The organism is Microbacterium sp. 22242, from assembly GCF_052045495.1.
GTDB lineage: Bacteria > Actinomycetota > Actinomycetes > Actinomycetales > Microbacteriaceae > Microbacterium.
Genome location: NZ_JBQEOZ010000001.1, coordinates 145,940 through 161,163, shown reverse-complemented (window position 1 = coordinate 161,163; position 15,224 = coordinate 145,940). Strand labels below are relative to the sequence as shown.

Below are 15,224 nucleotides of genomic sequence, written 5' to 3'. Positions count from 1 at the left end.
CATGCCGCTTCCCGCATCGAACTTCGACCAGTGGCCCCCGAAGCAGCTCGACAACCTCCTCCCGGCAATGGCCCGGTGGGGCGCCTGGTGGGCGAACGACCTCGGGCGGCTGCAGGCCGTGTACGGCGGCGGGATCCTGAACGACGGGCAGGGGTTCTTCGCGTCCGATCAGGGTGGGATCAAGGTCCATTCGTTGGGCCCGGTCCGCTGGTTCATCGGGCAGCCGGCGACTGGTGCGCAACAGAACACCAAGCTGCCGGTGCCGATGGCTGCGGAGATCTGCCAGGCGTCCGCGGACCTGCTGTTCGCCGACCCGGTCACTGTGACTGTCGGCGACCAGGCCACGCAGGACCGTCTCGAGACGCTGCTCGACGACACGTTCCACTCGAAGATGGCTGAGGCCGCGGAGATGTCGGCCGCGCTCGGTGGCTCGTACCTGCGGGTCACGTGGGACGACACGCTGCAGCCTGACGGCCCGTTCACGACTGTGAAGGACGCGGATGAGGCGATCCCCGAGTTCCGGTTCGGAGTGCTCACCGCCGTCACGTTCTGGGCTGTCATCGCCCGCAACGGGAAGCGCGTCTACCGCCACCTCGAACGGCACGAGCTCGGCGCGGTCGGGAACGGTGTGATCCTCCACGGCCTGTACGAGGGCGAAGAGGACAAGCTCGGTGTGCGGATCGGCCTCGGCTTCCGCCAGGAGACCGCCTCCCTCGCGAACTACATGGACCTGGGGCTCGAGGGCACCATCGACACGAAGTCGCCTGGGCTCGCCGTGCAGTACGTCCCGAACCAGACCCCGAACCGGCTGTGGCGGAAGGACCCGATCGGGAAGAACCTCGGACGGTCGGACCTCGACGGCATCGAGCACCTCCTCGACCAGCTGTCGGAGACGATGTCGGACTGGATGCGCGCACGCCGCGCCGCCCGTGCACGCGTGTTCATGGCGAAGGAGCTCGCGAAGACGATGGGGCCTGGTCAGGCGGCTGTCGTGCAGCTCGACCAGGAGACCTACGTCGAGACGGGCATGTCGGGTTCCTCGGGTGAGAAGCCGATGTCGATGGCCGACCGTGTGCAGGTGCTGCAGCCGGCGTTCGAACCGGTCGGGTACAAGGAGACCGTCGACATGCTGATCGAGCAGATCCTGCAGATGTCCGGCTACTCCCTGTCGACCTTCGGTGTGAACCAGGAGAACCGGGGCGATAAGACCGCCACGGAGATCGAGGCCCGTGAACGACGCTCGCTGATGACGAGGGCGCGGAAGATCCGCATCTGGAAGCCGGTGCTGCTCGCGCACGTCGCGAAGCTGCTCGAGGTGGACCGCGTCTTCTTCGCGAAGCCGAACAAGACGACCGATCTGGCCGTGGAGTTCTCTGACGGTGTGCAGGAGTCGCAGTTGCGGCTCGCGCAGACCGTTCAGGCCCTGTACGCGGCCGAGTCCGCTTCTGTCGAGGAGCGGGTGTCGATTCTGCACCCGGACTGGGATGAGCAGCAGATCTCTGATGAGGTCGCACGCATCCGGGCCGAGTTCGCGCACCCTGTGCCGGACCCGCAGATGAGCCCGTTCGATCAGCCGACCGACCCGGGAGCTGCTGATGGCAACGCAGGACCAGTCGGCTGACCAGCTCACCGCGTCGCTGATCGCCCTGTATGTGCTCGCGGAGCAGGAGCTCCTGTCGGGGTCGACGGCGGTCCTGCGGCGCACGGCTCCCACGTTGGAGGGCCGGCAGGGCATGGTCCCGAAGCTACGGCTCCTGGTGCGGCGGATCCTCGCCCGCTTGTCTGGTTCGACGGCCCTCGCTGAGGCGATGGTGTCGGCGGCCACGATCGAGGGGCAGCGGGCGGCACACACGGCCGCGTCTACCGCTTTGGTCCGGACCTCCAGCGCCTCGCATGGTGGCGGTGGTGGTCGGGTACCTCCTGGGCGTTCTCTGGCGTCCGGTGGCGATGAGTTCTTCGACTTGTCGATGCCGCACGGTGAGCGTGCAGCGCAGGCGATCCGTGACGACATCGTGTCGGAGCTGGAGGATGTGCGCCGGCGGATCACACGTCTCCCCGACGACATCTATAAGGCGATCGCCCCACACGGCGCGATCTACCAGGTGCTCGACAACGGGGTCACCCCGGCCCAGGCGCAGGCCATGGCCTGGCGGGTGTTCGCGTCGCAGGGTGTCACCGGGTTCACCGACAAGTCGGGTCGGGACTGGTCGATGTCGGCCTACGTGGAGATGGCGGTGCGTACCGCGTCGGTGCGGGCGTTCAACTCGTCGCATCTGGACCGGATGCTCGCTCTTGGGATCGAGTACTTCACGGTCCCCGTCACTGCGCACACGTGCCCGCTGTGCTTCCCCTGGCAGGGGAAGGTGCTCACCGCGGTCCCGGTCCTGAACCCGGCCGTGCCGGTCTCGGGAACGATCGCGGACGCTGCCGCCGCCGGCCTGTGGCATCCGAACTGTCGTCACCCGTTGACGGCGTACTTCCCCGGTGTGACGGTGCTCCCGGATCCGGGCGAGTGGACGCCTGAGAACCAGCGTCTCTACGAGCTCACGCAGCGGCAGCGGCGCCTCGAACTCGAGGTGCGGAAGGCGAAACGGCAGCTCGAATACGCCGCCAGCCCGGAGGCTGCGGCGGACGCACGGGCCCGTGTGCGTCGTGCGCAGGCGAAGGTGCGGGAGTTCGTGCAGGAGACCGGGTTCTCCCGGCAGTCGCGTCGCGAGCAGGGCGACCTCGCTGACCCGCGCATCAAGCTCACCATCCCCCGGTGACCAATCGTCCCGCATGTCGCGGGCATCTCAACACCGAACGAGCCTGGCGCTCACAAGGAGAAACACGCATGTCCACCCAGAACCCCACGGCCTCCGCTCGCATCGGTGCGGACGGCCTCGCCCAGATCGGTCCGACCCGTTTCGACGTGGTCGGCGCCCGGTTCTTCAACGACGACGGTGGCGCGCCTGGCGGTCCGTCTCCCGCGGCGCCCGCCGCACCGGCACCGACTCCTCCGCCCGCGGCCGACCCTGCAGCGCCTCCCGCACCGGCTGCACCGGCAGCCCCCGCCGAGAAGGTCGAGGACCTTCCCGAATGGGCGCAGAAGGTCATCCGCGACGCTCGCAAGGAAGCCGGCGACCACCGGACGGCCGCGAAGACCGCAGCCGACGACGCGCAGAAGGCGATCACCGACAAGCTCGCTGTCGCTCTCGGCCTCAAGCCGGACGCCGCACTGGACCCCGCCGCGCTGACCGCATCGCTCACGGCCGCACAGCAGGCGCACCGGCAGTCGCAGACACAGCTCGCCGTCTACAAGGCGGCAGGAGCAGCCGGGGCGAACCCGGACGCGCTCCTCGACTCGAACACGTTCCTGACGAGCGTGCAGTCCCTCGACCCTGCGTCGGCGGACTTCTCCACCCAGGTGACCGAGGCCATCACGGCCGCGGTCACCGCGAATCCCACGCTCAAGGCGGCCCGGGCGGCTGGCGCGAGCACGGTCGAAACTCCCGGCGGGACCGGCGAGCAGGGCCAGATCACCGAAGCGCAGCTCGCGCAGATGACCCCCGAGCAGATCGCGGATGCCTACGACAAGGGCCTCCTCAAGGGTCTGCTCTAACCACCTGAAAGGAGCCCACCGTGGCTTTCAACAAGTTCAAGCCGGAGATCTGGAGCGCCCTGCTCCTCGTCGCCCTCCGCAAGGCGCTCGTGTACAACGTGTTCACGAACCGCGACTACGAGGGCGAGATCGCCGAAGCTGGCGACACCGTCCGCATCACCTCCGTCGGCCGCCCCACGATCGGCACCTACGTTCCTGGTGTCACCGTGATCACCCCCGAGCAGCCTGCCGACTCGCAGCGCACGCTCGTCGTCGACCAGTCGAAGTTCTTCGCCGTCTCCATCGACGACGTCGACAAGCGGCAGGCCAAGGGCGGCATCATGGACCAGCTGAAGGACGAGGGCGCCTTCGGGTTCGCCGACGTCATCGACCAGTACATCGCGTCGTTCTACACGTCGATCCAGGCGGCGAACCAGATCGGCTCCCTGTCGATCGACGCGGCTGCTTCGCCGCAGAGCGCGTACGACAAGGTGCTGGTTCCGCTGAAGACCCGCCTCGACAAGGCGAACGTCGCCACGCAGGGCCGGTCGGTCGTCGTCACCCCCGACCTGCACGGCTGCCTCCTCCGCGACCAGCGGTTCGTGTCGTTCGGCACCGGCGACAACACGAACATCCTCCGCGAGGGTCTCGTCGGCCGTGCGTCCGGGTTCGACATCTACCTGTCGAACAACGCCCCGAACACGACGGGGCAGGAGTTCGCGGTCATCGCCGGGAACAACCGTGCGATCACGTTCGCCGAGCAGATCAACAAGGTCGAGGCCTACCGGCCCCAGTCCTCGTTCTCCGACGCCGTGAAGGGCCTCGTGCTCTACGGCGCGAAGAACGTCCGCCCCGACTCGCTGGCGAGCGCGCTCGTCACGGTCACCAACGCGTAAGCCGGAAGGAGCACCATCATGGCACGCGCAACTCTCAACCCGTCGGCGTTCATCCCGAACGGGGCGCTCGCCGACCCCGCGGGCACGGCGTCCGGTGTCGGTGCCGGCAACGGCTTCACGATCCCCAATCCGGGCGGCAAGCAGCTGATGCTGCGCATCGTCGCCGCCGGTGCGGGGACCGCGACGATCGTCGCCGGCTCCCAGCCGTCCGCGATCTCGTCCGGCCAGGGCAACGCATCGGTCGTGTTCGCCGGTGCGGGCACCCAGTGGGCCGGCCCGTTCGAGTCGGCTCGGTTCGGCCAGTCCGACGGTTCCATCGCCGTCGACTGCTCGGTCTCGATGACCGTGACCGCGTTCACGGTCGACGGACGGTACGTGGGCTGATCATGGCCGACGACAACGAGGTGATCTACGTCCGCAACGAGGCGATCTTCCTGCGCGGAGAGGGCGGTTCAGTGTTCAAGCTGGACCTCCCCCTGCATGAGGCGATCGCTGAGCGTCTCGAGAAGGGATACCTGACGCGCGTCGCGAACGCGGACGGCGACCCGTATGTGGAGGGCGCGGACACCGCCAAGGTGCCCGGACCCCCGACCGAGCGGCCGAAGCTCAACGCCGGCAAGAAGGCGTGGGTCGGGTGGGCTGTCGCGCAGGGCATGACCCCGGACGACGCCGAAGCGCTCACCAAGACCGACCTGATCGAGAAGTTCGGCACGGACCCCGTGTCGACCGCACCCAAGGGTGAAGCGCCCGAGGGCGCGGACACCGCCAAGGTGCCCGGCGAACAGCCGCCCACCGACCAGCAGTAACCGCCTGGTGGGCGGGGCAGCCGTCATGGCACCCCGCCCACTGGCACCAACCGGAGGTGATGTCGTGGCCCTGTACCCGTCTTTCGTCGTGCCGACGATGCTCGCCTCCCCCACCGACTATGCGACATGGGCCGAAGCGACTGTGCCGGCGAACATCGCCCATGTGCTTCGTGCGTGCACATCCCTTGTGCTCGACGCGACCGAGGGCGCGATCTACGACGTGGATCCTTCGACCGGCCTCGCGACCGACCCGGGGACGCTCGCGGCGCTCCGTGACGCGACCTGCATCCAGGCGTCCGCGTGGGTCGCGCTGAACATCGACCCGGCGACTGGTGGCGTCGTCCAGCCGTCGAAGACCGCGCGATCGAAGAAGATCGGCACCGCCTCGATCGAGTACTCCGACCAGGAGGTGCAAGCCGTCGCATCTGCTCGCGCTGCCGCGTACTCGGGCCTGGTCCCCGAGGCTGCACGGTTCCTGCAGCAGCGGAACCTGCTCGGTGCCGAACCGGCGTACCGCGGATGAACGAGCTCGAGGACTTCTACGTCCACACCGTGATCGTGGAGACCTACCAGGGCACGAACGGGTACGGCGAAGATCTGTTCGCGGCACCCGTCACCCTCGACCCGGATGACATAAGCGTCCGTCCAGGCGGGAACGGGTGTTTCGTCGATGACACCCGCAGCCTCGTACGCACCGCGACCGGCGAACAGGTCGTGTCAGAGACCACCGTCTACACCTACCCCGAGCATGGTGCCCTGTTCACTGCGGACTCTCGCGTGACAATCGACGGTGTCGTGTCTCGGGTGATCCGCACGAACGTGAACACGTCCGGGAACCTCGAACTCCCCGACCACGCCGTCATCTCACTCACCTGAGGAGGCCGTCATGGCGCTCGAGTGGGAAACCGGCGGGTTCGAAGCGTTCATGGACGACATCGTCGGCCGTGTCGACGGGGCGGTCCCGTTCGCTGTTGGCCGTGCCGCGGAGCACATCCGGGCCGTGTCCACCGAACTCGCACCCGTCCTGACCGGCAACCTGCGGGCCTCAGCCGAGGTGAAGGCCGTCAGCCACAACGAGTTCCGGGTGTACTACCCAGGCCCGTACGCCCGCTACCAGCACTACGGGCTGGACTTCAAGCACCCGCAGGGCGGGCAAGCCCTGTTCTTGCAGCAGCCGATGGTCACGGAGCGGGACGCCTGTTTGCGGATCATCGCTGACACGATCCGGGAGGCGATGGGATGACCGACACCCTGGACCTGCTCGACGGGGTCAGCGCACACATGGTCTCCGGCGTCCCTGGTTTGGCGTTCAACGCGTCCGGAACCTACCCCACGGGTGTGACAGGCATCTTCCACATGCTGATGCCTGCAACCCCGGATGAGGTGGTTGTGGTGACGTGGGTGCCGCAGACCGAGGACCCGTCCCTCCCCCAAGGTGTGGGCGTGCTGCAGATCCGCTGTCGCGGTGCTGTGAACAAGCCGCGTCGCCCGATCGAGCTCCTCGATCAGATCGCCGTCCTGTTCCTCGGGAAGATGACGATCCCACTCACCTCGACGCTGCAGATCATGCAGGTCCGGGACCGGGTTCGTGCCTCTCTCGGCATGGACGAGTCGAAGCGGTGGGACTGGACCGACAACTACACCCTCGACGTGGCATACACGCCGACCGCTGCCCGCCCAGACGGCGGCAACTGGTAGCCCTCTGACTCCTGCTCCGCGGTGCCTGACGGCGCGGAGACTCCTCGCGTCCAGGTGGCTCCTGGCCGACATGCATGGATACCCGCCGTGCCCGTTCGCCGCGGGCCCCGCGGGAACCGTCAGACCTCTTCCGCTGCCCAGTGCGGGACGCACCGCCCGGTGCATTCTCCGCCCCCGCGTGGGGGTGACCAACCCCTCAACACATGGAGGCATCATGCCCAGTGCATTCGCACGCCGTTTCAAGGTCGACGTGTCGGCCGACAACACCACGTGGATCGCCCTCAAGGGCATCAACGACCTCGTCCCGTCCGAGAACTCGACCCTGCAGCCCGCGGACACGTTCGACACGAACGGGTTCAACTCGTTCGAGAAGACGATGACCGGCGGGAAGCTCGTAGCGAAGGTGCTCCGCCCCACCACCGCCGGCGTCCCCTCGGACCCGGGCCAGGAACTCGCCCGCACCACCCGCTACCAGTTCGGCACCCAGGCTCGCCTGTACGTCCGCTGGTACGACCGCAACGGTGCCGCGGAGGCGTTCACGATGTACGCGCTCGTCGACTGGAACCAGTCGAAGAGCGGTGTCGCGGACCTCGACGAGGTGACGATCACGTTCACCGCCGACGGTGCTGTGACGGCGATCGCGAACCCCGGCACGGCCCCGGCTGCCCCGGTCGTCATCGCGGCGACCCCGTCTGGTGCCGCTGCTGGCGCGCTGGTCACCATCACCGGTCAGGGCTTCACCGGCGTCAACGTCGCCACCGGCGTGAAGTTCGGTGCTGTGACCGCCCCGAACGCCCTGATCCAGTCGGACACGCAGATCGTCGTCCCGATGCCTGCCGGTTCGGCCGGCTCCGCGGCTGTTCAGGTCACGAACGGTATCGGCGCGTCCAACGCGCTGCCGTACACCCGCGGCTGACCCCTCTACGTCCCCGCCGTCCCGTTACTGGGTCGGGGCGGCGGGGACCAACAACCCAGCAACCCAGTGAGGAGAACCTGTGTCCACTTTCAGCGACTTCAACGAGCTCTACGACCCTCTCGTGCTCCCCATCAACGGGAAGCAGTACACGATCCCGCCCGTCTCGTTCGACGCCGGCGTGAAGATCAACGGCATCGTGGACGGCGCCGAGAAGCTCGGTGATGAGGAGTTCTTCCGCCTCATCCTCGGTGACGTGTTCGAGCAGATGCTCACCGACAAGGTCCCGTCGGCCGCGATCACCCGGGCCGCGCAGACCGCGCTCGCCGACTTCAAGTACGGCCGCGGCATGGCCGAGACCATGTGGAAGACCGGTGGCGACCCAAAAGCGGTGGAGAGTCTCGCACCGAAGCCCAACAGGGCAGCAAGGCGGTCGAAAGGTACGGCCGCGGCGAACAAGACCCCGTAACCGGTCTCTACGAGTGGTACGAGGACGTCCCCGCCGAGGCGACCGCCCCATCGAACCCGGTGACGTGGGTGCAGATCTTCGAGGCGTGGACACTCGTCGAAGCCGACTTCCAAGACACGTACGGCATCGACCTCGACCAAAGGATCCGGGACCGCTCTTGGCGCTGGTTCGCGGTCCGCTGCGTCGGCCTCCTGTCGTCCCCTGATACGCGCCTGTACCGCCGTTTCGCGCCCGAACCGACCCAGTAGGAGGCGACCGTGACCACGGAGACCGGGTCGATCGACAGCAAGCTCCACTTCGACATCGACGAGTTCATGGAACGGGCCGCGATCGTCAAGCGTGAGGCCCGGTCCCTGGGCCAGGAACACCCCACGATCGACGTTGAGGCGAACACCGGCAAGGCGCAAGCCAGCATGGCTGCGGTCGATGCCGCGGCGAAGGCCATGGGCCAGTCCGCAGCCACCGCGGGCGAGCGGGTCAAGCGGTCGGCCACCGACGTGTCCGCGGCACAGGCGAAGGTCGCCGCCGCGAACCAGGCCGCCGATGTCGCGTATGAGAAGGCCCGCATCGCTCAGATGCGGTTCTCCGAGGCGCAGGAGAACGGTCGGACCAAGGCGTCCACGATGGCCGCCGCACAGTTGGCCGCGGCGGAGGCGCTTGGTCGTCTTGAGAAGGCGAACGCACGCGCCACCGCGGCTGAGGTCGCGCTGAAGGAGGCCCAGGAGGACGCCGCGAACGGTGCCCTGAAGCAGGCCGCAGCGGAAGAGGTCGCCGCCAAAGCCACCGACAACGCCGGCAACGCTGCCTCCCGCGCTAACGCACGGACGCAGCTGATCATCGCCGCCGTCGTCGGTCTCACCGCCGTCGCCGCACCCCTCACGGGTGCCCTGCTCGGTGTCGCTGGCGGTCTCGCTGGTCTGGGCGCGGCTGGTGTGCTCGGGATCATCGGCGCTGTCCAGGCGATCAAGCAGGGCACGCAGGCCGGCGCCGAATGGTCCGACGGGCTGAAGACCCTCAAGAGCGACATGTCGGCCCTGTCCGCGACCGCCGCGGGGAGCGTGCTGACGTCGTTCCAGCGGGCCGTCGCGCTCATCAACCGGGACATGCCGGAACTGAACTCCGAGGTTGGCGGCTTCGCCCGGATCCTCGGCGGTGCGGCTGTCACCGGCCTGCAGGCGGTCATCACCGCGTTCCACATCCTCAACCCCCTATTCATGCAGGGCGCGGGCCTGATCTACAACATCGCGTCCGGGTTCGAGTCGTGGGTGTCGAACGGTGGGCTTCAGAAGTTCGCCGCGTACGCGCAGTCCGAGCTCCCGCAGGTGATCGACACGGTCGGTGCTCTCGCGGCGGCGATCCTGCACATCGCGGAGGCCACGGCCCCGATCGGGTCGGTGGTGCTCGGCACTCTTGAGGGTCTCGGGAACGCGATCAACGCGATCCCTGTCCCTGTCCTCACCGTCATCGCAGCTGCGGCGATCGCAGGGTACACGGGGTTCATGCTGTGGAAGGGCGTCACTGCCGTCATCAACGGTGTGAAGGCCGCAGCCGATACCCTCGGCCTGTCCATGAAGGGCCTGGCCATCGCTGGCGGTGCCGTCGGCATCGCCCTGACCGCACTCGTGCTGGTGTTCACTGCTGTCGCGCAGGCGAACGCAGAAGCGAACGCACGCGCGCAGGCGTACACGGACACCCTCGACAAGACCACCGGGGCGACCACCGAGGCGTCCCGGAAGATGGCCGTCGACGCGTTGAACGCGAAGCAGGGCTTCCTGATGTGGCAGACGTCCGCCTACGACGCGGCGGCTGCGATCGGGATCAGCGCGAAGACGATGACCGACGCGTACATGGGTGTCCCGTCCGCGGTGAAGCAGGTCACGGCCGCGATGCAGGACGGGTACGACCAGGGCAAGCTCAACGGCGTGCAGCTGGACGTGTTGCAGAACACTCTCAAGCAGGGTAGCGACATGGCGTCGGCAGCGGCGGACTCGTTCCGCAACAACGCCGCGGCGATGGGCGACGCGGGCTCCGCGGCCGCCGACACTCGGCTGACCGCTCAGGGCGCGGCGGACGCGTTCCAGAAGGAAGCGTCCGCGGCCGACGACGCGATGAACAAGCTGAACGGGCTCATCGACGCGACGAACCGGCTCAACGGAATCGGCCAGTCGGCGGAGGAGACGAACGCCCGCTGGCAGAAGTCGCTTGCTGGGATCTCCGAGGAGGCCCAGCGTCAGCGTGACGCGTTCGAACAGGCCAACGGCACCCTCGACGGGTTCACCTTGTCCCTGGACGCGAACACCTCGTCAGGTTCCGCGAACCGGTCGATGCTCACCGGGGCCGCATCGGATGCGCAGGCGGCGACGAAGGCGCAGTTCGACCTTGACGTGCAGACCATGTCGTCGAAGGACGCCACGGACAAGTACGCGTCCACGTTGGCGGCACAGCGGCAGGCCTTCATCGACTCCGCTGTGGGTGCCGGGTTCAACGCGGAGCAGGTGCAGGCGCTCACCGACAAGGTGTTCGCGATGCCGTCTGAGAAGCAGCTCAACATCCTCGCGAACACGAGCGCGGCGCAGAACGTGATCGACTCGTTCATCAACCGCAACGACGGACGCACGGTCACGATCTACACGAGTGTCCAGGGCCAGTACTCGCAGGTCGACGGGCAGCTCGGGAAGTCGATCGGTTGGGCCTACGGTGGCACCGTCCCTGGTGCCGCCTACGGCATCACTGGCGGCACGATCCGCGGGAACGGTTCCGCTTGGTCGGACACGGCCGGCATGTACCGGCTCGCGAACGGTGAAGAGGTCATCTCGAACACCGTCGGACAAGCTGCACGGTCACGTGCCCTGCTGAAGGCGATCAACCGAGGCGATTCCCCGGTGTCGGTTGCGGGGCAGGCGATGCGGGTTGCGGGGATCAACCCGTCGGTCCCGGCTGTCTTCGGCATGCCGCAGGTTGGGGTGTCGCGGGGTCAGGAAGGGCCCGTAGAGCTCTCGGATTCGAGCATCGACCGCCTCGCACGTCGCCTGGCTGGTCTGATGCCTTCCGGCCCTGTGGACCTCTCCGCATCGTCTATTGACCGTTTCACCCGTTCGTTGGGTGCTCAGTCCCGGGTGCAGACCCGACAGGGGGTGTGACGTGGCGTTCGACGTGCTGAACAGCGAAGGTGTCGCTGTCTGCGGTGACCGCGTGTTCGAGGAGCGCATGCGCCGACGGTGTGACGAGGTCGATGGATGGGTCGTCGATGTCGAGACGGGTCGGGTGGTCTACGAATCCCCGGCCCGTCTCAACGCCCGGGAGGTGTGATCGATGGCATCGAACGTTGTCGGAACCGGCGCCGCGGGTCAGCTTGTCATCGTCGCAACGGAGGTCGGGTACAACGCGCCTGCGAACTGGTCTGACATCTCCTGGGCGCTGTACCTCAACGAGGCCTCCGAGTATGACTACTCCTGGTCCGGGGGCGTAGGCGCCTACGTCAACTGGAACGCCAACGGGTGGGGTACCGGAGGCTTGTGGTCTGGCTCGTTCGGGTTTGACTGGCGACCAGGCGGCCTGCAGTCCACTCTGATCGCATCCGGGATCAGCCGGATGAGCCACGCCGGCGACGGTACAGGCAGCCTCTACGTCGAAGGTGGGATCGGTGACACCGGCACGTCCGGTGCCGGTGGCCCCGCGTCGGTCGGCGTCTGGGTCCCCGTCACCACACTCAAGGTCGTACCTGGAACACCGACCGGTGTGACCGCGTCGCGCGTGTCTGACACGCAGGCGACGGTGTCGTGGGCGCAGTCTTCGGCATCGAACGGGCAACCCGTTTCGAACCAGATCTTCAAGTCTGTGAACAACGGCGCGTTCAGCAAGATTCTGGACATCAACGCCACCACCTCGACGAGTCTTGCGGTCGCTGCGAACCAGAAGCTGCAATTCAAGGTGCAAGCCTGGAACTCCGCCGGGTTCGGTGGCTTGTCCGCCGCCTCCGCGCCGATCTTCACAACCCCTGCCGCCCCATCCGGGGTCACCGCGGCGAAGAACGCATCCCTGGACATCGTCGTCGCCTTCACCCCGAATGTCGGCTACACGGAGCACACGCACGTCGTCTCGCACGGGACGATCACCGGTGGTATCACCACCTGGGACGGCAGCCCGCTCGCCACACTCCCCTCGGGGACCACGTCGTACACGCACACAGCACCGAACCCGGCGCAGGTGCACGTGTACCGGGTGCAGGCCGTGGCCGGTTCCCTGGCATCGTCGTGGGTGCAGTCGAACTCGGTGCAGCTGCTGGCCGCACCGAACGCACCGTCTCTGGCTACAATCCCCCCGTTTTCGGACAAGGGATCCGCGTTCGTCGTCACGTGGACACACAACGCGGTCGACTCGACCCCGCAGGCGTACTACGAGTTGCAGTACTCGACGAACGGCGGCTCCTCCTGGACCTCCACAGGGAAGGTCACTTCGACCGTCTCGAGTCGTAGTTTCGCCGGCGGCACATACACCTCGGGGACGACCCTGCAGGTGCAGGTGCGGACGTGGGGTCAGGCGACAACCGGCGGATCTGACGGGACTGGGGCATCTCCCTGGTCTTCGGTCGGGTCGACGACGTTCAAGACGGCACCGACGGTCACGATCACCACACCAGGATCCTCCGTCGGTCAGGCGATCGTGCAGGTCGTGATCACGTTCTCCCAGCCGGAGGGCGCGACATTCGTCTCACAGGCGATCGACCTGCTGCAGGGCGCCACCGTCCTGGAGACGGTCTCGACAACGGGACTTTCTGCGACCCTGACCACGAGGGTGGCGAATGGTGGTTCGTACTCGGTCCGCACCCGCGCGACCGACTCGAACGGCATCCAGTCTCCTGCGGTCACTCAGGCATTTACGGTCACGTACTTGCCGCCTGTTCCGGCCGCTGTCGCCGTCGACTTCCTCGACGACTCGGGATTCGGGCAGCTTACGTTGTCGATCCCCTCGCCCGGGGCAGGTCAGGCCGCGGCTAGCAAGGTCACGATCCTGCGCACCATCAATGGAGACTCGGAGACGGTCGCCGACCAGTACGCCGTGTCCGCCTCGCTGACGTTCCTCGACACCACCCCGGTGACCGCGGGGACGAACACGTACACGGTGCGGACGATCAGCATCGACGGTGCGTCCACGGACGTCGTGGTCAATCTCGTGACCGCGTCGCCGAGCGCGTACCTGTCGAAGGGTGTGGGGTACAGCGAGGTCGTGTCATTCGCCTACACACTCGCGTTGACCGCGACCCCGGCGCCGGCTCAGTCCCTGGTGCAGGCCGCTGGTCGTTCACGTCCGATCGGACTGTACGGCACGACGGGGAACCTCACCATCGAGGGCCGGGCGTCGCTGATCGCGAAGTCGCACACGGCGCGCAAGCTCGGTTCCTCCCCCGATGAGATCGAAGCGGTCCTGCAGACGCTCGGACGCTGCTGCTACAGGGATCCCACTGGCCGGCGCATCTTCGGGCAGGTCGCAGGCCAGGTGTCGCGGGTGAACGCGATCGTCGGCGAGCTGTCGTACACGGTCACTGAGACGTCAACGTAGAGGAGGCGCTGTGGTCGACATCTGGGCTGACCGGTGGGTCGACACATGGTCTGACATCTGGGGTGCCCTGGAGCCGGCGATCATCCCCGTGCGGGACCCCACCACTGGTGAGGTCCTGTACGGGGATCGGATCACCTCGTATCGGTGGGAGCTGATGAAGCATCTTCCCGACGGCACGGATGTTCTTCTGGGTGTCCTCGACGGGGTGATCGAGCCCTCCGCGCGACTGTCGTGGGCGCTGGGCGCGCAGGTGAAGGGTGGCGGCAACGTCCGCGTCGCGGACCTCGATACCGCTGCACCGGGCATGCTCCGCATCCGCGATGTCACCCTCGAGACCGTGCGCATCCGTCCCGTGTGCGTGATCGATGGCCTCCCTGAGATCCCGTTGTCGGTGTTCCTTGTCACGGCCGCCCCTGAGGAATGGTCCGCGACTGGCCGCGTGTGGGCGCTCGAGCTGCTCGACCGGTGCACCGTCCTGGATCAGGACAAGACCGCGGCGACGTTCTCTGTCGCCGCGGGCACCCAGATCCTCACGGCCGTGCAGTCGGTCATCGCATCTGCTGGCGAGCAGATCACGGTGGATGCCTCCGTCACCACCGCTACCTCCGCAGGGATGGTGTGGCCGGCAGGCACGACGAAGCTCACCATTGTCAACGACCTGCTCGACGCTGGCGGGTTCAACGCCCTCTGGGTCGACGGGTATGGGGCGTTCCAGGCCACCAAGTATGTGCTCCCCGCCGACCGTGGCACCACGTACGAGATGCTGAACATGCCCCGTGAGCTCGTCGACGGGGAGACGTCGATCTACCAGCCGGAGTGGACCCGGGACCGCGATCAGTTCGGCATCCCGAACCGTGTGATCGCCGTGCAGAACGCGGGCGGCGCCGACTCCACCGCTCTGGTCGGGCAGTGGGACAACACCGACCCGACCTCGCCGTACTCGTACCCGTCGCGAGGCCGGTGGATCGTGGAGACCCTAACCGGCACGGACGTCCCTGATGGGGACAACGCGTCCAAGATCGCGTTCCTCACAGCGAAGGCGCGACGTTCCCTGATCGCGTACTCATCCGGGCAGGCGGTCGTCAAGGTCACCGCGCTCCCACTACCGGTTCGAGTGTCTGACGTGATCCGGTTCCAACACACTCCCGCGGGTGTCGACGGGCGCCACGTTCTCACTCACATCGATTGGGATGCACACCCGCTGGGGCTCACACAGCTCGAGCTCACCGAAGTGGCTGATCTGTGATGGGCAGCGTCTTCGCGTGGGCGACAGTCACCGGCACCAGTCCTCTCCGTGTGCGCC

The 15,224-nt window shown here is 67.3% G+C and carries 16 protein-coding genes; all 16 read left to right on the top strand.

Annotation, left to right across the window (positions count from 1 at the left end; translation table 11 throughout):
- Position 1: 1 nt before the first annotated feature.
- The 16 genes from ACTJJZ_RS00635 (at position 2) to ACTJJZ_RS00560 (ending at position 15,167) form a co-directional block, all read left to right on the top strand.
- Positions 2-1,621, top strand: coding sequence for a phage portal protein (locus tag ACTJJZ_RS00635; RefSeq protein WP_440719232.1), 1,620 nt, complete (start codon positions 2-4; stop codon positions 1,619-1,621).
- A complete protein-coding gene (locus tag ACTJJZ_RS00630; protein WP_440719231.1) occupies positions 1,596-2,765 on the top strand; it encodes a phage minor capsid protein in 1,170 nt (389 codons plus the stop codon). The genes ACTJJZ_RS00635 and ACTJJZ_RS00630 overlap by 26 nt, the downstream gene beginning before the upstream one ends.
- Before the next feature lie 68 nt (positions 2,766-2,833).
- Positions 2,834-3,601 (top strand): hypothetical protein, encoded by a 768-nt coding sequence (locus tag ACTJJZ_RS00625; RefSeq protein WP_440719230.1) that lies wholly within the window; start codon positions 2,834-2,836, stop codon positions 3,599-3,601.
- A 20-nt stretch (positions 3,602-3,621) separates the two neighbouring features.
- Complete coding sequence (locus tag ACTJJZ_RS00620) at positions 3,622-4,476, top strand: hypothetical protein (protein ID WP_440719229.1); 855 nt, start codon at positions 3,622-3,624, stop codon at positions 4,474-4,476.
- Between the two features lie 18 nt (positions 4,477-4,494).
- A complete protein-coding gene (locus ACTJJZ_RS00615; RefSeq protein WP_440719228.1) occupies positions 4,495-4,860 on the top strand; it encodes a hypothetical protein in 366 nt (121 codons plus the stop codon).
- Between the two features lie 2 nt (positions 4,861-4,862).
- Positions 4,863-5,282 (top strand): hypothetical protein, encoded by a 420-nt coding sequence (locus ACTJJZ_RS00610; RefSeq protein ID WP_440719227.1) that lies wholly within the window; start codon positions 4,863-4,865, stop codon positions 5,280-5,282.
- 64 nt (positions 5,283-5,346) lie between these two features.
- Positions 5,347-5,805, top strand: a complete 459-nt coding sequence (locus tag ACTJJZ_RS00605) for a hypothetical protein (protein ID WP_440719226.1) — start codon at positions 5,347-5,349, stop codon at positions 5,803-5,805.
- Positions 5,802-6,158 (top strand): hypothetical protein, encoded by a 357-nt coding sequence (locus ACTJJZ_RS00600; RefSeq protein ID WP_440719225.1) that lies wholly within the window; start codon positions 5,802-5,804, stop codon positions 6,156-6,158. The genes ACTJJZ_RS00605 and ACTJJZ_RS00600 overlap by 4 nt, the downstream gene beginning before the upstream one ends.
- A gap of 10 nt (positions 6,159-6,168) precedes the next feature.
- Complete coding sequence (locus tag ACTJJZ_RS00595; protein ID WP_440719224.1) at positions 6,169-6,525, top strand: minor capsid protein; 357 nt, start codon at positions 6,169-6,171, stop codon at positions 6,523-6,525.
- Positions 6,522-6,980: a phage tail terminator protein gene (locus ACTJJZ_RS00590; protein WP_440719223.1), complete on the top strand. Its 459-nt coding sequence runs from the start codon at positions 6,522-6,524 to the stop codon at positions 6,978-6,980. Before ACTJJZ_RS00595 ends, ACTJJZ_RS00590 begins: the two co-directional genes overlap by 4 nt.
- A gap of 214 nt (positions 6,981-7,194) precedes the next feature.
- Positions 7,195-7,896: a phage tail tube protein gene (locus ACTJJZ_RS00585; RefSeq protein WP_440719222.1), complete on the top strand. Its 702-nt coding sequence runs from the start codon at positions 7,195-7,197 to the stop codon at positions 7,894-7,896.
- Positions 7,897-7,975: 79 nt separating this feature from the next.
- Positions 7,976-8,362 carry a DUF7426 family protein gene (locus ACTJJZ_RS00580; protein WP_440719221.1) on the top strand — a complete coding sequence of 129 codons (387 nt, stop codon included), beginning with the start codon at positions 7,976-7,978 and terminating at the stop codon, positions 8,360-8,362.
- Positions 8,363-8,619: 257 nt separating this feature from the next.
- Positions 8,620-11,502 (top strand): hypothetical protein, encoded by a 2,883-nt coding sequence (locus ACTJJZ_RS00575; protein WP_440719220.1) that lies wholly within the window; start codon positions 8,620-8,622, stop codon positions 11,500-11,502.
- Between the two features lies 1 nt (position 11,503).
- Entirely contained in the window at positions 11,504-11,671 is a 168-nt protein-coding gene (locus ACTJJZ_RS00570; RefSeq protein ID WP_440719219.1) for a hypothetical protein, read from the top strand.
- A gap of 3 nt (positions 11,672-11,674) precedes the next feature.
- Entirely contained in the window at positions 11,675-13,921 is a 2,247-nt protein-coding gene (locus ACTJJZ_RS00565; RefSeq protein ID WP_440719218.1) for a hypothetical protein, read from the top strand.
- A gap of 10 nt (positions 13,922-13,931) precedes the next feature.
- Complete coding sequence (locus ACTJJZ_RS00560) at positions 13,932-15,167, top strand: hypothetical protein (protein WP_440719217.1); 1,236 nt, start codon at positions 13,932-13,934, stop codon at positions 15,165-15,167.
- Positions 15,168-15,224 lie beyond the last annotated feature (57 nt).